Origin of the sequence: Spongiactinospora sp. 9N601 (assembly GCF_044326295.1) — a bacterium.
In the GTDB taxonomy this organism is placed as follows: domain Bacteria; phylum Actinomycetota; class Actinomycetes; order Streptosporangiales; family Streptosporangiaceae; genus Spongiactinospora; species Spongiactinospora gelatinilytica.
Map to the genome: position 1 here is coordinate 356,953 of NZ_JBIRBB010000009.1, position 23,586 is coordinate 380,538.

Annotated in this window: 6 protein-coding genes; 5 read left to right on the forward strand and 1 reads right to left on the reverse strand. The window is 75.1% G+C overall.

The window, feature by feature from the left end; genetic code table 11:
* The first annotated feature begins 52 nt into the window (after window positions 1-52).
* Genes ACH34R_RS23760 through prcB form a run of 5 tightly spaced genes read left to right on the forward strand, consistent with a single transcriptional unit; the run spans window position 53 to window position 23,219 of the window.
* On the forward strand, window positions 53-8,431 hold the full coding sequence (locus ACH34R_RS23760; RefSeq protein ID WP_397563706.1) for an amino acid adenylation domain-containing protein: 8,379 nt from the start codon (window positions 53-55) through the stop codon (window positions 8,429-8,431).
* Window positions 8,428-14,325, forward strand: coding sequence for a type I polyketide synthase (locus tag ACH34R_RS23765; RefSeq protein ID WP_397563707.1), 5,898 nt, complete (start codon window positions 8,428-8,430; stop codon window positions 14,323-14,325). The genes ACH34R_RS23760 and ACH34R_RS23765 overlap by 4 nt, the downstream gene beginning before the upstream one ends.
* Complete coding sequence (locus tag ACH34R_RS23770) at window positions 14,318-15,583, forward strand: cytochrome P450 (RefSeq protein WP_397563708.1); 1,266 nt, start codon at window positions 14,318-14,320, stop codon at window positions 15,581-15,583. Before ACH34R_RS23765 ends, ACH34R_RS23770 begins: the two co-directional genes overlap by 8 nt.
* Entirely contained in the window at window positions 15,576-22,337 is a 6,762-nt protein-coding gene (locus ACH34R_RS23775; protein WP_397563709.1) for an SDR family NAD(P)-dependent oxidoreductase, read from the forward strand. Before ACH34R_RS23770 ends, ACH34R_RS23775 begins: the two co-directional genes overlap by 8 nt.
* A 45-nt stretch (window positions 22,338-22,382) precedes the next feature.
* Window positions 22,383-23,219 carry a proteasome subunit beta gene (gene prcB / locus ACH34R_RS23780; protein ID WP_397563710.1) on the forward strand — a complete coding sequence of 279 codons (837 nt, stop codon included), beginning with the start codon at window positions 22,383-22,385 and terminating at the stop codon, window positions 23,217-23,219.
* A gap of 133 nt (window positions 23,220-23,352) precedes the next feature.
* Here prcB and ACH34R_RS23785 read toward each other — a convergent pair whose 3' ends face one another.
* Window positions 23,353-23,577 (reverse strand): hypothetical protein, encoded by a 225-nt coding sequence (locus ACH34R_RS23785; RefSeq protein ID WP_397563711.1) that lies wholly within the window; start codon window positions 23,575-23,577, stop codon window positions 23,353-23,355.
* Between the last annotated feature and the right edge of the window lie 9 nt (window positions 23,578-23,586).

A 23,586-nucleotide genomic window follows, 5' to 3' on the forward strand; every position in this document is an offset into this window, starting at 1 on the left:
GCCACCGGATGTTGACCGAACGCTGACGACGACTACACGGGGGACTGCACTCATGAGTGTTGAGGCGACGGCCACGCCCGCTACCACGACGGAGGCGTCCGAGGTTCCTCTGTCGGTCGCGCAGGAAGCCATCTGGATCTACTGGCAGGTCGCCCCGGACGATCCCGCCTACACCGTCTGCCTCCCGCTCCTGCTGGAGGGCGAGTTGGAGGAGGCGCGGCTGCGGCGGGCCGTGGCCAGGCTCGGGGAGTTGCATCCCGCGTTGCGGGGCAGGGTCGTGCCGACCCCGCAGGGGCCGAGCCTGCGCTGGGCGGACGCGCCGCCGATCCCGGTCGTCGAGCGTACGGTGACCGGCCCGGCCGAGGAAGCGGTACGCGAGCGCGCCGCCGTACCGTTCGACCTGCGGCGCGGGCCGCTGCTGCGGGTGGAGGTACTGCACGGGCCCGGGTACCGGGTCGTCCTGTTCGCCGGGCACCACATCGTCCTGGACGCGACGGCGTGCGGCCTGCTGCTCGCCGAGCTGTCCCGGCTCTACGCCGGGCACGACCTCGCCCCGCCCGGCGACGCGGCCGTCCTCGCCGCGTTCGCCCGCCGCCAGCGCGAGCTGTCAGAGGGCCCAGAAGGCGAGCCGCACCGCCGCTTCTGGCGCGAACACCTGGGCCCCGACGTGCCACCCCTCCTCCTCCCGCCTGTCACCGAAGAGCCCCCGGGGGTTGCCGGGAAGTCCTCGGGTGTCGTCAGGGAACGGGTCTATGCCGTGTTGCACCGAGCGGTGGATTCGGGGCTGGTCTCGCGCGTTGAGGAGGTGGCAGATGAGCTCGGCGTACACCGGCTGGTGCCCTTCTATGCCGCCTGCTGCATCCTGATCAGCCACTACACCGGCCGCCCCGACCTGGTGCTCGGTACCACCTACCATGGCCGCCGCGATCCCCTCGTGCAGGACCGGGTGGGCTTCTTCGCCAACACCCTGCCGCTGCGCCACCGCCTGTCCCGGGACCTGACCTACCGCGAGGTGGTTCAGCGGCTGCACCGTGATCTGGTCGGTGCGACGGCGTACGGGGACCTGCCGATGCCGGTCATTCTCAGGGAGGCCGGGCTCGGTGGCGAGGCCGCACGCAAGAGCGCCAACCAGGTGGTGTTCGGCTACTGGGCCGCGCCGCCGGCCGACGTGATCGACATTCTGCGGGTCCCGCTGCGCGGGTCGTCGGGGACCGCCACCCTGCGGATGCTGCCGACGGAGGACGTCGCCGACTACGCGCTGACCGTCTTCCTCCGCGAGGACTCCGCCGGCGCCACCATGAGCTGGCGTGATCCGGGCGGCGTGGTCGGCCCCGCGATGCTCGCCCGGCTCGCCGACGACTATCCGGTGATCCTGGACCGGCTGCTGGCCGCGCCGGACGAGCCGCTGTCGGCCCCGGTGCCCGCGTTCACCGCGTACGTCGATCGGCTGCGCGGCGACGACCCCCCGCCGCCGGCCGTCACCGATACGGGCACGAGCGGGTTCGAGCTGCCCGGCGGCCTGGCCGACGCCGCGCGCGGGCTCGGCGTCACCGTCGAGGGCATGCTCCTCGCCGCGGTCGCCGGGGTGCTGCGCCGCCACACGGCGGGTCCCCGGCTGAGCGTGCTGCTGCCGGAACGCCCGGCGGACCCGGTACCCATGCGTCTGGAACCGGAGGCGACGTTCGCCAGGTTCGCCCGGAACGTCCACGCGGAACTGGCCGTCGCCCGCGCCCTTCGCCTCCCCCCACCCGACGACCTGCGGCGGCTGCTCGGCGACCACGACCCGCACGGCGCGGCCCTCGTCTCCTTCGGCGGCAGCGAGCCGCCCGAGGACGGCCCCCCGCTGCGCTTCACGTTCGATCTGGAAGGCAGGTCAGGACATGTCCCGGCCGCCTTCGCCGGGCACCTGGCCCGGTTCCTTGCCTCCGTGATCGCCGACCCCGCCCAGGCCGTCGAGGACGTCGAGGTGCTGTCGCCGGACGAGTGCCGGGAGCAGACGACCGGCTGGAACGACACCATGACCGGCTACCCGCAGGTGAGCCTGCCGGAGCTGCTGCGCGACCGGATGCGCGCCGCCCCGCACGCGGTCGCGCTGACCCACGGCCGGGACCAGGTGACCTACGGCGAGCTGCTTGAACGCGTCGAGGCGCTGGCCCGCGGGCTGGTGGCCCGTGGCGTACGGCCGGGGGACCTGGTCGGCCTGCTGGTGCGGCGCGGGATCGGGCAGGTCGAGGCGATCTTGGCGGTGCTGTTCGCCGGAGCCGCGTACGTACCGATCGACGTGACCACCCCGGCGTCCCGGCGCGCGTTCATCCTCGCCGACTGCGGCGCGAAACTGCTGGTCACCGACGATGAACAGGTGGAAACGGCCGTCACCCTCGCCGAGCTGCCGGACACAGAAGCCGCCCTGCCCGGCATCGCCCCCGACGCCCCCGCCTACTGCATCTACACCTCGGGCACCACCGGACGCCCGAAGGGCGTGCTGGTCACGCACCGCAACGTGGTCCGGCTGATCGTCAACGACCGCCCGCCGTTCGCGTTCGGCCCGGACGACGTGTGGACCCTGTTCCACTCCTACGCCTTCGACTTCTCGGTCTGGGAGCTGTTCGGCTGCCTCGCGTACGGCGGCAGGCTGGTGATCGTCGGGGCCGAGCAGGCCAGGGACACCGAACAGTACCTCGCGCTGCTGCGCGCCGAACGCGTCACCGTGCTCAACCAGACCCCCAGCGCGTTCGCCCACCTGCTCGCCGTCGCCCCCGAGGCGCGGCTGGACCACCTCCGGTACGTGATCTTCGGCGGCGAACGCCTGCGCCCGCGCATGCTCGCCGGCTTCGCCCGCCGCCACCCCGGGGTGGAGCTGGTCAACATGTACGGGATCACCGAGACCACGGTCCATGTCACCGTCCATCGCATCACCGATCAGGACATCGCGGACGACCGCAGCAATATCGGCGTGCCGATCCCGACCACCACCGTCTACCTGCTCGACGAGCGGCTGCGGCTGCTGCCCGCCGGGGCGGTGGGGGAGATCTGCGTCGGCGGTCTCGGCGTGTCGCCCGGGTACCTCAACCGGCCGGAGCTGACCGCCGAGCGGTTCGTGCCCGACCCGTTCGGCCCCGGCCTGCTGTACCGCAGCGGCGACCTCGCCCGGCGGCTCCCTGACGGCACGCTGGAGGCCCTGGGCCGGGCCGACGGCCAGGTCAAGGTACGCGGCCACCGGATCGAGACCGGCGAGATCGAGTCGTGCCTGCGCGAGCACCCCGCCGTCGCCGGGGCGGCGGTGCTGCTGGAGGCGGACCGCCTGGTCGCGTACGTCCGTCCGGCCGGAGGGCGTGTCGGCGCGGCCGGCCTGCGCGAACACGTCCGCGCGGCGCTGCCCGGCTACATGGTCCCGGCGGCGTTTCACGAGGTCGCCGCCTTCCCGCTGACCGTCAACGGCAAGCTGGACCGCGCGGCCCTGCGCGCGGCGGCCACGCCGCTCGGCACCACCGGCGACGCAGCGGAGGGCACCGCGGGCGAGGTCGCCCGGCTGTGGGCCGACCTGCTCGGCGTGCCCGAGCCCGGCCCCGGCGACTCCTTCTTCGACCTCGGCGGCCACTCCCTGCACGCCACCCAGGTCATCGGCGCGGTCCGTGAGCGCATGGGCGTCGAACTCCCGCTGCGCGTGCTCTTCGAGCGGCCCCGGCTGGGCGACTTCGCCCGCGCCCTGGACGAGTACCGAGCCGACGACCCCGAGGAAGCGGAAGACGACGGCGATCAGGTGCCGCCGTCCGGCATCCAGCGGCAGATCTGGCTGGCCGAGCGGGTCGCCCCCGACGACGGGCTGTACCAGGTCCCCATCGTCCTGCGGGTGCGCGGCGACCTGGACCCCGCCCGGCTCGCCGACGCGCTGGCCCGCGTGATCGCCCGCCACGAGGTGCTGCGCACCCGCTTCACCGAACGCGACGGCGAACTGTGGCAGGTGGTCGGCCAGGGCTGGCGGCCCGAGATCGAGCGACACGACCTGCGCGGCCTGGCCGCCGGGGCCCAGGAGCGCCGCATCCGCGCGATCGTCGCCGACGGCGTGGACCCCGGGTCCGGACGCCCGCTCAAGGCCGCGCTCGCCGGCCTCGGCGACGGCGAGCACCTGCTCATCCTGCGCCTGCACCACCTGGTCTGGGACGAGGGGTCCACCCCGGTGTTCCTGCGCGACCTGCGGCGCTGCTACGACTCCCCGGAGGAGGCCGCGCCACCGGCCCCTTCGACGCCGCTCGCGGGCGACACCCTGCGCCGGGTCGCGGACGTGTGGGCCGCCCTGCTCGGCGTACCGGACCCCGGCCCGGACGACTCCTTCTTCGACCTCGGCGGGCATTCGCTGCTCGGCGCGCGCATGCTCGCCCGGGTGCGGGCCGCCTTCGGGATCAAGGTGCCGCTGCGGACGCTCTTCGAGTCGCCCAAACTGGGCGACTTCGCCGCCGCGATCGAACGCGGGCTCGCCGCCCCCCGAGCGCCGGAAGAGGCGATCCCCGACGCCGACTGGCTGCCCACCTCCGGTTTCCAGGAGCGCATCTGGTTCGCCGAGCGCCTGGAACCGGACACCGCCGTCTACCACGTCCCGCACGCCTGGCGGATCTCCGGGCGGCTGGACCCCGCCCGGCTCGCCGACGCGCTGGCCCAGGTGATCGCCCGCCACGAGATCCTGCGCACCCGCTTCGCCGAGCGGGACGGGCGGCTGTGGCGGGCGGCCGGGGAGCCGTGGCGTCCGCCGGTGGAGTACCACGACCTGCGCTCGTTGCCTGCCGAGGCGGGCGAGGCGGAGGCCGCCCGGCTGCGGGAGGAGGCCGTGCGGACGCCGTTCGCGCTGTCGGCGGGCCGGCCGCTGCGGGTCCTGCTGCTCGACCTGCCCGGCGGCGAACAGCTTCTCTTCCTGTGCGTCCATCATCTGGTGTGGGACGGGCAGTCGGCGCTGCCGTTCCTGCGCGATCTCGCCGCGTGCTACGACGGCCGCCCACCGGCCGGGCCGCCGGCGCGGTACGACGACGTGGTGGCGCGGCTCGCGGCCGGGCGGGACGGCGAGGGGCCGGAGTACTGGGCGGGGGCGCTGGCGGGCGCGCCGCCGTACCCGGACGTCACGCCGCCGATCCCGGCCGAGCCGCACGGCGTGGTGACCGTCCCGCTGCGCCCCGACCTGGCGGACCGGCTGCGCGAGTCGCAGCGGGCGCGCGGCGCGAGCCGGTTCATGATCTTCGCGGCGGCGCTGGCGGCGACGCTGCACCGCCGTACCGGCCGCTCGGAGCTGACCGTCGGCACCCCGGTCGCGCTGCGCGACGATCCGCGCGCCCGGTCCGTCGTCGGGCCGTGCCTCAACTCCGTCGTGCTGGTCTCCCGGGCCCTGCCCTCCGACACGCTGGGCCAGGTCCTGCTGCGGACCCGCGACGCCGTACTCGACGCGGTCGCCCACCACGACGTGCCGTTCGAGGCCGTGGTCGAACGGCTCAACCCACCGCGCAGGCCCGGCTGGACTCCGTACCTGGACGTCACCCTCAACCTCAACGTCGTCCCCGGCGAATGGCCCGCGCTCGGCGGGCTGCAGGCGACCGCCGAGCCGATGGACTGGATCTGGCGGCACGAGCAGAAGTTCGGGCTGACCTTCACCGTCACCGACCGGGGCGACCGGCTGGAGGCCGTGCTGTCCTACCGCGGCGACCGCTACCGGCGCGCGGAGGCCGAGTGGCTGGCGGGCGCGCTCGGCCGGACCCTCGACGCCTTCGGCGACCTGCTGGACCGCCCGCTCGCGGCGATCGAGCCGGACATGGTCCGCCAGGCCCCGCCCGCCGCCCGGTACCGCGACTTCGTCGCCGCCGAGGCCGCCGCCAGGGACGACGCGGCCGGGCTGGGGTACTGGGCGCGGGTGCTCGACGGCGCCCCGCCGTACCTGGACCTGGCCACGCCCGTCGAGCCCGCCCCGCACGGCATGGTGCCGGTCGAGCTGCCGCCCCGGCTCGCCGACCGGCTGCGCGACCTGACCGCGACGCGGGCGGTCACGCCCTTCCAGGTGCTGGCCGCCGCGCTCGCCGCCGCCCTGCACGCCTGGACCGGCAGGCCGGACGTCACCTTCGGCACCCCGATGGCCAACCGGGACCGCGAGGAGTTCGCCGACTTGGTGGGCCCGCTGCTGAACACCGCCGTGGTCCGCTCCCGGCGGGACACCGGGACGACACTCGGCGGACTGCTCGCCGCCGTGCGGGACGCGCTGCTGGACGCGCACGAGCACGCCGCCGTGCCGTTCGAGGCGGTGGTGGACCGGCTCAACCCGCCCCGGCTGCCCGGGCGCACGCCGTACGTGGACGCCATGCTGTCGGTCGAGACCGGACAGCAGCCGATCCGGCTGGGCGAGGCCCGGCTGGAGCTGGACGCCGGTCATGAGGACGCGGCGGTGTCCGCCAAGTTTCCGCTGACCGTCCACTTCCGGCAGGAGGGCGGGCACTTCACCGGCCGGGTCGCCTACCGGGGCGACCAGGTGGCGGCGGCCGACGCCGCGACCCTGGCGGGGCTGATCGGGCGGCTGGTCAGGCGGTTCACCGAGGACCTGGACCGGCCGCTTTCCGGCTCGGTACTGCTGGACGCGGCCGAGCGGGCCCGCCTCGGGATGTTCGAGCACGGGCCTCGGTCCGCGCCGCCGACCACCGTGCCCACGCTGCTCGCCGAGCAGCTCGCCCGCCGCCCGGACGCCCCAGCCGTTGGTTCGCTCACCTATCGTGAGCTGGACGAACGGGCACGGGCGCTGGCCGGGCGGCTGCGCCCGCTGGTCCGCGGGCCGCTGCCGGTGGCCGCCCTGTACGCGCCGCGCGGCGCGGACTTCGTGGTCGGCATGCTGGCGGCCTGGTACGCGGGCTGCGCGTTCTGCCCGATCGATCCGGATCATCCCGACCAGCGGGCCGGGTTCGTGCTGCGCGACACCGGCGCGGTCGCCCTGCTGGCCGCCGGGTCCCCACCTGACACGGACATCCCGGTGCTCGACATCGCGGCGGCCGGCCGCTCCGCCGGATCGTTCGAGCCGGTCACGCCCGATCCGGCCGCGCCCGCGTACGTCATCTACACCTCCGGCAGCACCGGCACCCCCAAGGGCGTGGTGGTCGGCCACGGCAACCTGGCCCACCTGGTGCGGTGGTACATCGACGCCTTCGAGGTCGGCCCCGGCGACCGCGGCGCGCACCTGTCCAGCGTCGGGTTCGACGCCTCGCAGTGGGAGGTGTGGCCCTACCTGGCGGCGGGCGCGCGGGTCGTGCCGCACGAGCGGCCGGTGGTGATCTCCGACGTGGCGGGCTGGCTCGCCGAGCGGGAGATCACCGTGTGCTTCCTGGCCACGCCGCTGGCCGAGGTGGTGTGGGCCGATCCGGTCCCGCTGCCCGCGCTGCGCTGGATGCTGTACGGCGCGGCCCCGCTGACCAGACGTCCGCCCGCCGGCCTGAGCTATGAGGTGTGCAACAACTACGGTCCGACCGAGTGCACGGTCGCCGTGGCGTCACTGCCCGGCCCGCCGCCCGCCGCGGGGCCGCTCAACGTCGTCGGCCGCCCGATCACCGGGGCGTCCATTTACGTGCTCGACGAGGCGGGCGGCCGGTGCCCGGCCGGGGTGCCCGGAGAGATCCACATCGGCGGCGACGGGGTGGCCATCGGCTACCTCGGCAGGCCAGGACAGACCGAGGAGCGGTTCGTCCGTGACGCGCGGACGGGTCAGCGCCTCTACCGCACCGGCGACCGCGGGCGCTGGCTGCCGGACGGCACGCTGGAGTACCTGGGGCGGCTGGACCGGCAGCTCAAGGTACGCGGGCACCGGGTCGAGCCGCGCGAGGTCGAGGCGCACTTGCTGGCCGACCCGCTGGTCGGACGGGCGTTCGTGACCGGCGACGCGGCGCGGCTGCTCGCCTACCTGGTGCCGGACCGCGGCGGCGAGCGCCCCGACGGCCGGGCCGTGCTCGCCCGGCTCGCCGAACGCGTCCCGCGCCACCTCGTGCCGGACCGCGTGGTGTGGCTGGACGACCTGCCGACCACCCCCAACGGCAAGGTGGACGTGGACAAGCTGCCCGCCCCCGCCCGCGAATCCGAGGGAGCCGCCACGGCCGAGCCGGGCACCGACCTGGAACGACGGGTCGCGCGGGTCTGGGCGGCGGTGCTCGACCTGGAGCGGGTCGGCGTCGATGACAACTTCTTCGACGCCGGAGGCAACTCGATGCTGCTCGCCCGGCTGCACGCCCGGCTCCAGCAGGAGCTGGACGCCGGGCTTTCGATGCGCCTGCTGTTCCAGTATCCGACCGTGCGGTCCTTCGCCCAGGCGTACGCCGGGGCGGCCCCACCGGCCCGCGATGACGACGACGGCTCGATCCGTGACCGGGCCGCGCGCGCCCGGCGCTACCGCACCACACGCCCCCGGAGGGATGCAGAGCGATGATGATCGAGAACGCGGTCGCCGTCGTCGGGATGTCGTGCCGGTTCCCCGGGGCCGCCGACACCGCCGAGTTCTGGGCGAACCTGCGCGCCGGACGCGACACGATCAGCAGGTTCACCGACCGTGAGCTGCGCGCCGCCGGGGTGGACCCGCGCGCGGACGGCTCCGGCCGGGTCCCGGCGGGCGGTACCGTCCCCGGCGGCGAGACCTTCGACTGGCGCTACTTCGGCTACAGCCTCGGCGAGGCCGCCACCATCGACCCGCAGCAGCGGGTCTTCCTGGAATGCTCCGCCGCCGCGCTCGACGACGCCGGCATCGACCCGCATCGCTACAAGGGCTGGATCGGCGTCTTCGCCGGGTGCGACCTGGCGAGCTGGGAACTGGACATCGGCGCGGCCGACCCGACCGGCCAGATCATCGGCAGGGAGAAGGACTTCCTGGCCACCCGGGTGGCCTACAAGCTGGGGCTGCGCGGCCCGGCGATCACCTTGCAGACCGCCTGTTCCACGTCGCTGGTCGCGGTACACGAGGCGCGGCTGAAGCTGCTCGGCCACGAGTGCGACGTCGCGCTCGCCGGTGGCGTGTCGCTGCGGCTGCCGCAGACCGGCGGCTACCGCCACACCGAGGGCGGCATCCTCTCGCCGGACGGCCACTGCCGGCCGTTCGACGCGGCGGCGGCGGGCACCGTGCCGAGCGGCGGCGTGGGCGTCGTGGTGCTGCGCCGGCTGGAGGACGCGCTGGCCGACGGCGACCGGATCATGGCGGTGCTGCGCGGCGCGGCGGTCAACAACGACGGCGCGGACAAACCCGGCTACACCACCCCGTCGATCTGGGGCCAGCGCGACGTCATCCGGTTCGCCCACCAGGACGCCGGGGTGGAGCCCGGCGAGATCGGGTACGTGGAGGCGCACGGTACCGGTACCCGGGTCGGCGACCCGATCGAGATCGCCGCGCTGACCGCCGCATTCGGGGACGACGCGGGGACCTGCCGGCTCGGCGCGGTGAAGAGCAACATCGGGCACACCGGCGCGGCGGCCGGGGTGGCCGGGCTGATCAAGACCGTGCTCCAGCTCGCCCACGGCGAACTGGTGCCGACGGCCCACTTCCGGCAGGCGAACCCGGAGATCCGGCTGGAGTCCACGCCGTTCCGGATCTGCCGGGACCACGAGCCGTGGCGGTCGGAAGGGCCGCGGCTCGCGGGGGTCAGCTCGTTCGGCATCGGCGGGACCAACGCGCACGTCGTCCTTCAGGAGGCGCCCGCCGTACGGCGCGGCGCGCAGCCGGACCGGCCGCGGATCTTCCCGATCTCGGCCGCCGACCCCGACGCCCTGACCAGGCTGCGCACCGCGCTCGCCGACCGGGTCACGGACGAGGCGGACGCGCCGCCGCTCGGCGACGTGGCGTTCACCCTCACCGAGGGCCGGCGGACGCTGCCGCACCGGCTGGCCGTACTGGCCGAGGACCGCGCCGGGCTGGCCGCCGCGCTGCGGGACGAGACCGGCGCGCAGGCCACGGACGAGCCGGGCGCGATCCTCGCCTTCCCCGGGCAGGGCGTGCTGCACCAGGGGGCGGGGCGGGCGGCGCACCTGCTGCTGCCGGAGTTCCGGACGTCCTTCGACGAGATCAGTGAGCTGGTGGCGGGCCGGTTCGGCGTCGATCTGGGGGCGCTGCTCGCGGGCTCCGCGCCGCTGACGGACACGGTGTTCGCGCAGCTCGCCCAGTTCGCGCTCGGGTACGCCCTCGGCGCGCAGGTCAGGGCGTGGGGCGTGCGGCCGGTCGCGATGATCGGCAACAGCGTGGGCGAGTACGTGGCCGCGGCGCTGGCGGGCGTGTGGGAACTGCCGGACGCGCTGAGCGTCATCCACGGGCGCGGGCGCGCGATGCGGGCCGCGCCGCACGGGCGGATGCTCGCGATACCGAGGCGGCACGCCGACCTGTGCGAGGGCCTTGCGGGCGTCACGGTCGCCGTCGATGCCCCGCACCAGCTCGTATTGTCCGGGCCGGCCGAGCGGATCGAGGCGCTGCACGAGTCCTGGCGGGCGCGCGGGGTGAGCGGCAAGCTCCTGGAGACCGCGCACGCCTTCCACTCGCCGCTGATGGACCGGGCGGCGGACGAACTTCGCGAGGCCGTCGCGGCGGTGCCCGCCCGGCCGCCGCGCGTGCCGTTCGTCTCCAACCTGACCGGTACGTGGGTCGGCGACGACCAGGTGGGCGACCCGGACTACTGGACCGCGCACCTGCTCGGCACCGTCCGGCTCACCGAGGGCCTGGCGGCGGTGCTGAGCCGCGACGACGCGGACCTGCTCATCGAACTCGGCCCGGGAAGCAGTACGATCCGCGCGGCCCGGCGGCACGCGCTGTGGAACGAGCGGCGTACGGCCCTGCCGTCCCTGGGCCGTTCGGCCGACACCGAACGCGCCGACGTGCTGCGCCTGACCGCCGGGCTGTGGGAACGCGGCGCGGACGTCGGCCTCGCCGCCTTCCTGGACCCTGAGGGGCGGCGCTGCGCGCTGCCCGCCTACCCGTTCGCCCCGCTCCGCTGCGACCGCCCCCGCCCTCGCCGCCGACCGGACGCCGCGCCCCCCACCGGCTCCCCGCTGACCGCCCCGGCCTGGGAGGAGACCCGCGACCGCCTCGACCTCACCACGGGCGTGGCGGCGGCCGACCCCGCCCTCGCCGCCATGTTCGGCGTCCCGCACCTGCCCGGCCTTACGGCCACGGGCGGGCCTGACGCCGGTGCCGGCCCTGCCGGTGGGCCTGATGCGTCGGCCACACCCGCGGACCGGCCCGGCCTCGCGGTGCCGGTCTCGACCGTGCTGGCGATGGTGCCGGATGAAGACATCCTCGCGCGGCTGGACGGGCTGGCGGAGGGCGCGACCGGGGCGATGCTGGTGGTGGCCGGGTACGGCCTGGCCGACCCGCTCGGTACCGGACCGTCGCACCCCGCCGCCGCCGAACTCGCCGCCTGGGTCGCCGCGCGCGGGCGTACCGGCGTCCAGGCCGCGGTGGTGGACCTCGGCCCGGGAGACCCGCCCGCCCACCTGCCGCTGCTCCGGCCGGGCGTGACGTACGGCAGGCGAGGCCGCCGCTGGTGGGCCCTGCTGCCCCGGCCCGTGCCCCTCGACCCGCCCACCGAGGACACCGGCGGACCGGCCGCGCTGCTGGTCGCCGACGTTCCCGCCGGGCGGGCCATCGCCGCCGACCTGGCGAGCGCCGGTGTCCGCGTGGTCGGCAGCGTCACCGACGGCCCGCGCCCCGCCGAACTCGTGCCCCAGGCGGTCGCGGGCGACGCGCCCTGGCGTCCGGCGGACTCCCGCCTGTCCGCGCGCCCCGACCTGATCGCCGCGCTGAACCGGTACGCGGGCGGCCTGATGGGCCGCTTCCTGCTCGACCGGGCCGCCACCCGGCTGACGTTCACCCCCGGCGAGCTGCGCCGCCGTCTCGACCCCGGGGACCGCATCCCGCGCATGGCGGAGTTCATGATCCGCTCGGCGGTCGAGGACGGGTTCCTGCACGAGGGGCCGGACGGCCACCGGGTGGCCGCAGGCGCCCCTGACCTGGTCGCCGCCGCGCTCGACGCCCGCCGGGAGCTGGCGGAGGTCGCGGGCGGGGTCCGCATGCTCGACCGGATCGCCGACGCCCTGCCGTACGTCTTCGACGGCGAACGCGAGCCGGTCGCCGTCCTGTGGCCCGACGGCGACGAGAGCATGCTCCGCGCCCACCTGGGCGACTGCCAGGTCGAGATCTACGACGGGGCGGCGTGCCTGGCCGCGCTGCGCCGTTCGGTGCGCGACATCCACGCCCGCTGGGGCGGCGGCCCGCTGCGCATCCTGGAGATCGGCGCGGGACACGGCGGGTTCACCTGGCCGCTGATCGACGACTGGCCCGGCCGGGAGAACGTCGACTACCACTTCACCGACATCAGCACGCTGCTGGTGCGCCGCGCCGCCAAACGGGCCGCCGACCGCGACATCACGGGCATGCGCTTTTCCACCTTCGACATCACCCGCGACCCGATCGCCCAGGGCCTGCCCGCGGGCGGCTTCGACCTGGTGATCGCCTACAACGTGATCCACGTCGCGCCGTCCGTGCACGCCGCGCTGCGCCGGATCGGCGGGCTGCTCAGCCCGGCGGGCATGCTGGCCATGGTCGAGGTCACCCAGGTGGACCGCTGGAGTCACCTGCTGTGGGGGCTGGCCCCCGGCTGGTGGGCCTTCGACGACGACCTGCGCCGGGACTCGATCCACCTCGACGCCCCGACCTGGGAACGGGTGCTGCACGAGTCCGGAATGCCGCGCGTCGCCCTCGTCCCGGGCGACCCCGAGTTCGACCACACCCTGATCCTCGCCGCCCCCGGCCACCGCCCGGCCCCCGAAGACGCCGACGGCGACCCGCCCACGGCCGGAACGCCTCCCACGGCGACCGCGGCCTTCGGCGCGGGGGTGGAGGTGGCAGATACCGGCGCCGGGACGGTCGCCGTCGCCGATGCCCTGGTCTACCTGGTGACCGGCGGGGACATGGCGGCGGCGGGGCGGCGGTGGGCGGAGCTGCGGGCTCACGGCACGTCGAGGGCCGTGGTCGTCAGCGTGGACGGTACCGATGCCGCCGCCGAGCACGCGCGAGCCGCACTCGACCCACCCGAAGCGGACGAACCACCCGCCTGGCACCACGTACGCGTCCCCCGCCTCGGCCCGCCGGAGATCGCCGCGCTGCCCGCGCTGCTGCGGTCCCCGCTCCCCGGGACGGCCCGGCTGGACGCCGCCGCCCTGCCCCCGGAGATCATCGAGGAGACCCCCGACCCGCAGGTGCCGACCCCTGTCGCCTCGGCCGACGGCCCGCTCGCCGCGCTGTGGTGCGAGGAACTGGGCGTCGCCCGGGCGCGCGACACCGACGACTTCTTCGCGCTGGGCGGCGAGTCGCTGGCGGCCGTCCACCTGCTGGCCCGGGTCCGCGACACGTTCGGGGTCAGCGTGCCGATGCCGGAGTTCGCCCGCCGCCCGACGTACGGCAGGCTGGCCGAACTGGTCGGCGAACAGACACCCGCCACCGTGGAGGCGACCGACCGCCCGCCCAACCTGATGGTGCTGGCCGAGCGCGGCACCGGCGACCCGATCTTCCTGGCCGCGCCGGCCGCCGGGAGTTCGCTGTGTTACCGGCACGTCGCCGCGCTCATCGACGACCGCCCGGTGTACGGCCTGGAGGCCCCCGGCCTGCACGACGGCGGCGTCTCACCGGCCCGGCTGGCCGACATCGCCGCCGCGCACGTCGCGCTGGTCAAGCGGGTGCGCCCGCGCGGGCCGTACCTGCTCGGCGGCTGGTCCTTCGGCGCGATGGTGGCGCACGAGATGGCCCGGATCCTGGCCCGGCAGGGCGAGACGGTGCGACTGCTGCTCGCCATCGACGGCTTCCTGCCCGACACGCGCGGCCGGGCGGTGGCCACCCGGCCGTCCTGGCTGCTGCGCGGCCTGTGGTTCCAGGGCCAGGCCCTGCTCGGGCTCGGCGGCCCGCGCCGGGAACTCAACCTGCACGGGCTCGCCCGCGACGGCGGCAGGGTGCACCGGATCGGCGAGGTCACCCAGGGCGGCCGTGCCGTCGGCGATCTCATCCCCGACTACGCCGGCGTCCACAACCGCAACATCACCGCCATGCTCCGGCACGTACCGCGCCCCGCGCCGTGCCCCGTCGTGGTGTTCAAGACCAGGGCCGACGCCGGGCTGCGCGCCCGGCTGCGCGCCCACCTGGCGCCGCTGTATCCGCGCGGCGTCGAGGTCGTGCCGGTGCCCGGCGACCACTGGACCGTACTCGACCAGCGGCACGCCAAGATCCTCGCCGACCGCATCCGGGCCGCCCTGCCGGCGGCCGTGCCGCCCGACGCAGAAGGAGAGACCGGTGAGTGACGCGTCCACCGTGACGACGTTCCCCTCCGACTTCAACCGCGACCCCTTCCCGCTGCTGCGCGACCTCCGGGAGTCCGGCCCGGTGGTCCAGGTGTCCCTGCCCGACGGCCTGGGCATCACCCGCTGGCTGATCACCCGGTACGACGACGCCGTGGCCGCGCTGGGCGACCCCCGGCTGAGCAACGGCATCGACGCCCCGCTGCGCGACATCGACGACCCGGCCTCGCTGCCGCCGCGCGTCCAGGTGCTGCTGCGCACCTCCGAACTGCTCGGCCGGGCGATGGCCAACATGGACCCGCCCGGCCACACCCGCCTGCGCAAGCTCGCGGTGCCCGCGTTCAACGCCAGGCGCATGGAGGGGCTGCGCCCCAGGGTCAGGCAGATCACCGGCGAACTGCTCGGCACGGTGGCCGGCCGGCCGGAGTTCGACCTGGTGGAGACGCTGGCCATGCCGTTGCCGGTGCGCGTGGTCTGCGAACTGCTCGGCGTACCGGCCCGCGACGGCCAGGTCTTCCGGGACGCCTCCAAGGTGCTGGCGGGCTACCTGCCCGACGACGAGACGGCCCTGGCCAGCATCCGCGACCTGGACGCCTTCGAGAAGCACATCCGCGCCCTGATCGCCGAACGGCGCGCCCGCCCGGCCGACGACCTGCTCAGCGACCTGATCCAGGCGCGGGCGGACGGCCGGCGGCTCACCGACGAGGAACTGGTGGCCATGGCCGGGCTGCTGATCTTCGCCGGCCACGAGACCACCGTCCAGATGATCTGCAACGCGATGATCGCCCTGCTCGGCGACCCGGACCAGCTCGCCGCGGTCCGCGCGGACCACGGGCTGCTGCCCGCGGTCGTGGAGGAGACCCTGCGCTTCGACGGCCCCGCCAACCCGGGCCTGATGCGGTACGCGACCGAGGACGTGGAGATCGGCGGGGTGCTGATCCCGCGCGGGGCCTGCGTCATCGTGGCCACCGCCGCGGCGAACCGCGACCCGCGGGTGTTCCGCGACCCCGACCGTTTCGACATCACCCGCGCCTTCCCCGCGCCGCACCTCGCCTTCGGCCATGGCATCCACTACTGCCTGGGGGCGCGGATGGCCAAGATCGAGGGCGAGATCGCGATCGGCGCGCTGCTCGACAGGTATCCCGGCCTGCGCCTCGGGTGCGCCGTCGAGGAGCTTCGCTGGCGTCCAGGGCTGCTGCGCGCCACGGTCGAACTGCCCCTCCAGGCGGGGCCTTCCCAGAAAGGGAGTGCGCATGAGTGAGACCGTGCCGTGGGTGGTTTCTGGCCCGGACGCGGGTGCGCTGCGGGATCGGGCGCGGCGGCTGGCGGGGTTCGTGGCGGGGGATTCGTCGCTTGGTGTCGCGGATGTGGGGGTGTCGCTGGCGGGGGCGCGTCCGGTGTTCGCGCATCGCGCGGTGGTCGTCGGTGGCGATCGGGCCGAGTTGCTGGCCGGGCTGGAGGCGGTCACCTCTGACGCGCGGGCCGGTGACGTGGGCAAGGTCGCGTGGGTCTTCCCAGGTCAGGGCGCGCAGTGGCAGGGGATGGGCCGGGAGTTGATGGCCACCGACCGGGTGTTCCGGCAGGCGGTGCAGGAGTGCGCGGCGGCGTTCGGGCCGTTCGTGGACTGGTCTCTGGCCGACGTGCTCGCGGGCCGCGCCGATGAGTCGTGGCTGGAACGGGTGGACGTCGTGCAGCCCGCGCTGTTCGCGATGATGGTCGGGCTGGCGCGGGTGTGGCGCGCGCACGGCGTCGAGCCGGACGCGGTGATCGGCCACTCGCTGGGGGAGACGGCGGCGGCGTACGTCGCCGGGGCGCTGTCCCTTTCGGACGCGGCGCGCGTGACCACCCTGTGGGCCAAGGCCCAGGCCCGGCTCTCCGGGCAGGGCGCGATGGCCGCGATCACGACCCCGGTGGACCGGGTGCCGGAGCTGCTGCGGCCGTACGGGGCGCGGATCATCCTGGCCGGGGTCAATGGCGGCTCCTCGATGCTCGTGTCCGGCGAGACCGGCGCGATCGAGGAACTGCTCGCGGCGTGCGCCGCCGAGGGGCTGTGGGCCCGCCGGGTGCCGGTGGACTTCGCCGCCCACTCGCCGTACGTCGAGGCCGTGCGCGAGGAGATCCTGGGCTCGCTGGCCCCGATCAGGCCGCGTCCCGGCGCGATCCCGCTGTACTCCTCGGTGACCGGCGACCTCCTGGACACGCGGGAGATGGACGCCGGGTACTGGTACGCCAACCTGCGCCGCACGGTCCGCTTCCATGACGCGACGCTGGCGCTGCTGCGGCACGGGTTCGGCGCGTTCGTCGAGCTGAGCCCGCACCCGATGCTGACCGGCGGCATCGAGCAGAGCGCGGAGGCGGCGGGCCGCACGCCCGGCGAGGTGGCCGTGACCGGCTCGCTGCGCCGCGGCGACGGCGGGCGGGCCAGGCTGCTGACCTCCATGGGGGAGGCGTACGTCCGGGGCGTGGACGTGGACTGGACGGCGGCGTTCACCGGGCTCGGCGGGCGGATGGTGGAACTGCCCGAACCCGCCCTCGCCAATGACGGGCACAGCGCGGTCGAACGGCACAGCGCGGTCCTGGACCTGGTCAAGGCGCAGGTGGCCGCCCTGCTCGACGACGGCACGGGACCGGGCGGGGTGCCGTCCGACGCGGCCTTCCAGGACCTGGGGATCGACTCGGTCCTCGCGGTACGGCTGCGCGACCGGCTCGCCAAGGCCGCCGCCCTGCCGCTGCCCGCCACCCTGGTCTTCGACCACCCGACGCCCACGGCGGTCGCCGACCTGCTGCTCTCCCTGCTGCCGTCGCCGGAGGCCCCCGCCGCGCCCGCCGTACCGGCCGCCGAGGCCGCGCCGGACGACGACCCGATCGCCATCGTCGGCATGGGCTGCCGGTTCCCCGGCGACGTACGCTCCCCCGAAGACCTGTGGGACCTGGTGATCTCCGGCCGCGACGCGATCAGTGACTTCCCCGCCACCCGCGGCTGGGACCTGGACCGCCTGTTCAGCACCGACCCGGACCGGCCGAACACCAGCCTCGCGCGCAAAGGCGGGTTCCTCGCCGACGCGGAACTGTTCGACGCCGAGTTCTTCGGGATCAGCCCGCGCGAGGCCGCCGCGATGGACCCCCAGCAGCGGCTGCTGCTGGAGACCGCGTGGGAGGCGCTGGAGCGGGCCGGCATCGTCCCGGCGACCCTGCGCGGCAGCCGTACCGGGGTGTACGCGGGCGTGATGACCCAGGACTACGGCCCGCCGCTGTACGCCGCGCCCGCCGACGTGGAGGGCTACCTGCTGACCGGCAACGTCGCCAGCGTCGCCTCCGGGCGGATCTCCTACACCCTCGGCCTCGTCGGACCGGCGATCAGCGTGGACGCGGCGTGCGCGTCGTCCCTGGTGGCGCTGCACCTGGCCGCCGACTCGCTGCGCCGGGGGGAGTGCTCGCTGGCGCTGACCGGCGGCGCGACGGTGATGGCCAACCCGGGGATATTCGTGGAGTTCAGCAGGCTGCGCGCGCTGGCCCCCGACGGGCGCTGCAAGCCGTTCTCCGCCGCGGCGGACGGTACGAGCTGGTCCGAGGGCGTGGGCATGCTGCTGCTCGAACGGCTGTCGGACGCCCGCAGGAACGGGCACCCCGTGCTGGCGCTGATCCGCGGCAGCGCGGTCAACCAGGACGGCGCCAGCAACGGGCTCACCGCGCCGCACGGCCCGTCCCAGGAGGCGGTGATCCGCCAGGCGCTGCACGGCGCGCGGCTGCACCCCGGCGACGTGGACGTGGTCGAGGCGCACGGCACCGGGACCACACTGGGCGACCCGATCGAGGCCGGGGCCCTGCTCTCCGCCTACGGTCAGGACCGGCCCGCCGCCCGCCCGCTGCTGGTCGGCTCGCTGAAGTCGAACATCGGCCACCCGCAGATCGCCGCGGGCGTGGCCGGGATCATCAAGACGGTGCAGGCCATGCGGCACGGCATCGTCCCGGGGACACTGCACGTCGGCGAACCGTCGCCGCATGTGGACTGGAACGCGGGCGCGGTACGCGTCGTCACCGAGGCGACGCCCTGGCCCAGGGTGGACCGGCCGCGCCGCGCGGCGGTGTCCGCGTTCGGGATCAGCGGGACCAACGCCCACGTGATCCTGGAGGAGGCCCCGCCGCCGGAGCCCCCGGCCGGCCCGCCCTCCGTATCGGTGGACGTCGTGCCGTGGGTGGTGTCCGGCCGGGACGCGGGCGCGCTGCGGGACCAGGCGCGGCGGCTGGCGAGGTTCGTTTCGCGGGATCCGTCGCTTCGGGTGGCGGACGTGGGGGTGTCGCTGGCGGGGGCGCGTTCGATCTTCGCCCACCGCGCGGTGGTGGTGGGTGGGGACCGGGCGGAGCTGCTGGCCGGGCTGGAGGAGCTAACCTCCGGTGGGGTGGCCGGTGATGTGGGCAAGGTGGTGTGGGTCTTCCCCGGTCAGGGCGCGCAGTGGCAGGGGATGGGCCGGGAGCTGGCGGCCTCCTCCACGGTGTTCCGGGAGGCGGTGGAGGAGTGTGCTGCGGCGTTCGGGCCGTTCGTGGACTGGTCCCTGATGGACGTACTGGCCGGTCGGACCGATGAGTCGTGGCTGGAACGGGTGGACGTCGTGCAGCCCGCGCTGTTCGCGATGATGGTCGCGCTGTCGCAGGTATGGCGTTCCCATGGCGTCGAGCCGGACGCGGTCATCGGCCACTCCCAGGGCGAGATCGCCGCCGCGTACGTCGCCGGGGCGCTGTCCCTTCCGGACGCCGCCCGGGTCGTGGCGCTGCGCAGCCGGGCGCTGGTCCGGCTGGCCGGGACCGGCGGGATGGCCGCGATCACCCACCCGGTGGCCGAAGTGGACCGGCTGGTCGCCCGGTACGACGGGCGGCTGTCGGTCGCGGCCGTCAACGGCCCGGCCGCCGCCGTGGTCGCGGGCGAGGCCGGCGCGCTGGAGGACCTGCTGGCCGAGTGCGAGGCCCAGGAGATCCACGCCCGCAAGATCGCCGTGGACTACGCCTCGCATTCGAGGGCCGTGGAGTCGATCCGCGACGAGCTGCTGCTGGACCTCGCGCCGATCGATCCGCGCGCCTCCCAGGTACCGCTGCACTCCACCGTGACCGGTGACGTCCTGGACACGCGGAAGATGGACGCGGGCTACTGGTACGACAACCTGCGGCACACGGTCCGCTACGCCGACACCGTGCGCGCGCTGATCCGCGCGGGCCACCGCGCGTTCATCGAGCTGAGCCCGCACCCGGTGCTCACCCTCGGCACCCAGCAGACCGCCGAGAGCGCCGGGGCCGACGTGGTGACGGCCGGTTCGCTGCGCAAGGGCGAGGGCGGCGCGCGGCGGCTGCTGACCTCGATGGCGGAGGTCTTCGCGCGCGGCGTCGAGGTGGACTGGACGCCCGCGTTCGGGGCCGGGGCCCGGCGGGTGGACCTGCCGACGTACCCGTTCCGGCGGGAACGCCACTGGCTGCGCGACACCCACCCGAACGCGGGGGCCCCGGTCGCGGCGGTACACCCCTTCGCCGACAGCGCGGTCGAACTCGCGGGCGGGCACGGGTGGCTGTGCGCCGGCCGCCTGTCGCTCGCCGCGCACCCGTGGCTGTCCGGCCACACGCTGCTGGACACCGCGGTGTTCCCCGGTACCGGCTTCGTGGAACTGGCCCTGCTCGCCCGCGACCGCACCGGCGCGGGCCAGGTCGAGGAGCTGACCCTTCAGGTCCCGCTGGTGATCCCGGAGGACGGCGTTCTGGAACTCCAGATGCTGGCCGGTGCCGCCGACGGGTCCGGCAGGCGGACGCTCAACGTGTACTCCCGCCCCGACGGCGAGGACACCTGGACCCACCACGCCACCGGCGTGCTCGGGCCCGGCGACGCCGCGCCCCCCGCGCCGGAGTTCTGGCCGCCGCCGGACGCGGTACCGGTGGCCATCGGCGACCATTACCGGCGGCAGGCCGAGCGCGGCATCGGCTACGGGCCGGAGTTCCAGGGGCTGCGGGCGGTGTGGCGGCGCGGGGAGGAGGTGTTCGCCGAGGTCCGGCTGCCGGACGGGCTGCCCAGGGGCTTCGGCGTCCACCCCGCGCTGCTCGACGCGGCCCTCCAGGCGGTGGCGGCGGGCGGGCTGCTCGACGGCGGCGACCCGCGCGGGCGGCTGCCGTTCTCGTGGAGCGGGGTGCGGCGGTACGGGGCGGGCGGCGCGTCCGCGCTGCGGGTGCGGCTGACCCGCACCGGGCCGGACGCCATCGCCCTCACCGCGGCAGACGACGGCGGCGCACCGGTCGTGTCCGTCGATTCGCTGGTGCTGCGGCCCATGTCGCCCGAGCAGATCCGCGACGCGCGCGGCGTCCACAAGGACGGCCTGTTCCGCGTGGACTGGGTACCGGCCCCCGCCGCCGCCCCCGCCACCGGGACCTGCGCGATCATCGACGCCGACCCCCTCGGGCTGGAGAAGACGCTCACCGCGGCCGGGCTGACCTGCCGCAATCATCCCTCGCTGCCGGCTCTGGCCGAGGACGGCCCGGTCCCTGATGTGGTGCTGGTGACGTGCCTGTCCGATTCACTCCCGGCGATGGCTCCCGCCGTACGGCAGACCACGGGACGGGCGCTGGCGTTCGTGCGCGACTGGCTGGCGCTGGACCGGTTCGCCGCCTCCCGCCTGGTGTTCGTCACCCGGGGCGCGGTCGCGGCGGACGACGGCGACGACGTACCGGACCTCGCCGCCGCCCCCGTCTGGGGGCTGGTGCGGTCGGCGCAGTCGGAGGCCCCCGGCCGGTTCACGCTGGTGGACGTGGACGACGGCGGGGCGCTCCCCGCCGCGCTCGCCTCCCCGGAACCCCAGCTCGCCGTACGCCGGGGGACGGTGCTCGTGCCGCGCCTGGCCGCCGTGCCCGCTTCCGCTGATGGACCGGCATGGGACCCGGACGGCACGGTACTGGTCACCGGCGGCATGGGCACGCTGGGCGCGGCCCTCGCCCGGCACCTGGTCACCCGGCACGGGGTGCGCCGGCTCGTGCTCGCCGGGCGGCGCGGCGGCGGTACGCCCGAGGCCGCCGAGCTGGACGCGGAGCTGACCGCCCTCGGCGCGCACGTCACCCGGGCCGCCTGCGACGTGAGCGACCGGGACGCGCTGGCCCGCCTGCTGGCCGGCATCCCCGCCGAGCACCCGCTGACCGGGATCGTGCACGCCGCGGGCGTACTCGACGACGGTGTCGTCACCTCGCTCACCCCCGAACGCCTGGACCGGGTGTTCGGGCCGAAGGTGGACGCGGCGCTCAACCTGCACGAGCTGGCGGGGGACCTGCCGCACTTCGTGCTGTACTCGTCCTTCGCGGGCACCTTCGGCACGTCCGGGCAGGCGAACTACGCGGCGGCCAACGCGTTCCTGGACGCCCTGGCCCACCGGCGGCGGCGGTCCGGCCGGGCGGCCGTGTCGATCGCCTGGGGCCTTTGGGCACAGGCCAGCGGCCTGACCGGCCACCTGGGCGAGCGTGACCTGGCCCGGCTGGCGGCCTGGGGCCTGGCCCCGATGCCGTCGGAGCGCGCGCTCGCGCTGTTCGACGCGGCGAGCGCGGGGGACGCGGCGCACGCCGTCGCGGTACGGCTGGACACCATGGCCCTGCGCTCCCAGGCCGCGAACGGTCCTGTCGCGCCACTGCTGCGCGGCCTGGTCCGCGCTCCCCGGCGGACAGAGCCGGGCACGCCGGGCACGCCGGGCACCCCGGGGGCGACCTTGGCGAAGCGGGTGGCCGAGGCGTCCGGCGGCGAACGCGAACGCCTCCTGCTGGACGCGGTACTGGCCCAGGTCGCCGCGGTACTGGGGCACGCCTCGCCCGAACGGGTGGACCCCGGCCGGTCGCTGCGCGAGCTGGGCTTCGACTCGCTGACCGGCGTCGAACTGCGCAACAAGCTGAACGCGGTGACCGGGCTGCGGCTCCCGGCCACGCTGGTGTTCGAGCACCCGACGCCGGTACGGCTCGCCCGGTTCCTGGACGGCAGGCTGTCTGGTGGCGGCGGCGCGGGCTAGCATCGGGGAGGCGGGTGCCGCAGGAGGCGAGGGAGTGCGCTTGTGATGATGGGTCCTGGAGTGGAAGAGCCGTCGTTCTTCTCCCACCACACGTCCTCGTTCCTCGACCTGATGGAGTCCCATCGGGCCGGGCTGCTGCCATGGAACCGCGTTGACGAGCCGTCCGGCGAGGCCCTGGAGATCCCGCACGGCACGACCGTCCTGGCCGCCGCCTTTCCCGGCGGCGTGGTCATGGCGGGCGACCGCCGCGCGACGGCCGGCAACATGATCGTCAACCGGGAGCTGGAGAAGGTCGCGGTGGCGGACGAGTTCTCGCTGATCGCCTACGCGGGGGCGGTCGGCATGGCGGTGGAGCTGATCCGGTTGTTCCGCTTCGAGTTGCAGCACTACGAGAAGGTGCAGGGCCGCACGCTGTCCACGAACGGCAAGGCCAACCGGCTCGCCTCGATGGTCCGGGCCAACCTCCCGGCCGCGGCGCTGGGCATGGTCGCCCTGCCGCTGTACGCGGCCTACGACGAGTCCGAGGGCCGCGGCCGTATCTTCAGCTACGACGTCGGCGGCGGCCCGTACGAGGAACGCGAGTTCCACGCCCTCGGCTCAGGCTCCGTCTTCGCCCGCGGCGCTCTGAAGAAGCTCTACCGGCCCGACCTCACCGAGGCCGAGCTGGCCCGGGTATGCGTCGAGGCCCTGTACGACGCGGCCGACGACGACACCGCCACCGGCGGCCCCGACACCTTCAGAAACATCTACCCTGTCCTGACCGTCGCCACGGCAGAGGGCGCCCGCCGCTACTCCGACGAAGAATCCGCCACCCTAGCCCGCGCCGTAGTCGACACGCGCATGACCCACCCCCACGGCCTCACCGCCCCCACTCTCGGCTAATCGCCGTTTCGTCTGCGACGGTGCAGGTTTGCCGCCTGCCCGGTACGCCCTTCCGAGGACGCCGCCACTGTCGCCCGCGCCGTAGTCGACACGCGCATGACTCACCCCATGGCCTCACCGCCCCCACCAGCGACTAATCGCCGTTTCGTCGTCGGCGGCGCAGGTTTGCCAACTGTGCGGTGCGGCCCCACAGAATCGCGCTGAAGGCCGCGCTCATCCATCCCGCGAGTATCCAGATGCCGAAATAGCAGGCGCCGCCGATCGGCGCGGTCGTGAACGGGTGGCTTATCATCCGCCTGCGTACTCGCCCGGCGAGGGCGGCGCACATGTCGATCATCTTCGACAGGCCGCCGAGCATCACCTCGAC

Coding starts and splice junctions, on each gene's coding strand:
- ACH34R_RS23765 (WP_397563707.1), top strand. CDS start 8,428: ATGATGATCGAGAACGCGGTCGCCGTCGTCGGGATGTCGTGCCGGTTC.
- ACH34R_RS23760 (WP_397563706.1), top strand. CDS start 53: ATGAGTGTTGAGGCGACGGCCACGCCCGCTACCACGACGGAGGCGTCC.
- ACH34R_RS23785 (WP_397563711.1), bottom strand. CDS start 23,577: ATGCTCGGCGGCCTGTCGAAGATGATCGACATGTGCGCCGCCCTCGCC.
- prcB (WP_397563710.1), top strand. CDS start 22,383: ATGATGGGTCCTGGAGTGGAAGAGCCGTCGTTCTTCTCCCACCACACG.
- ACH34R_RS23775 (WP_397563709.1), top strand. CDS start 15,576: ATGAGTGAGACCGTGCCGTGGGTGGTTTCTGGCCCGGACGCGGGTGCG.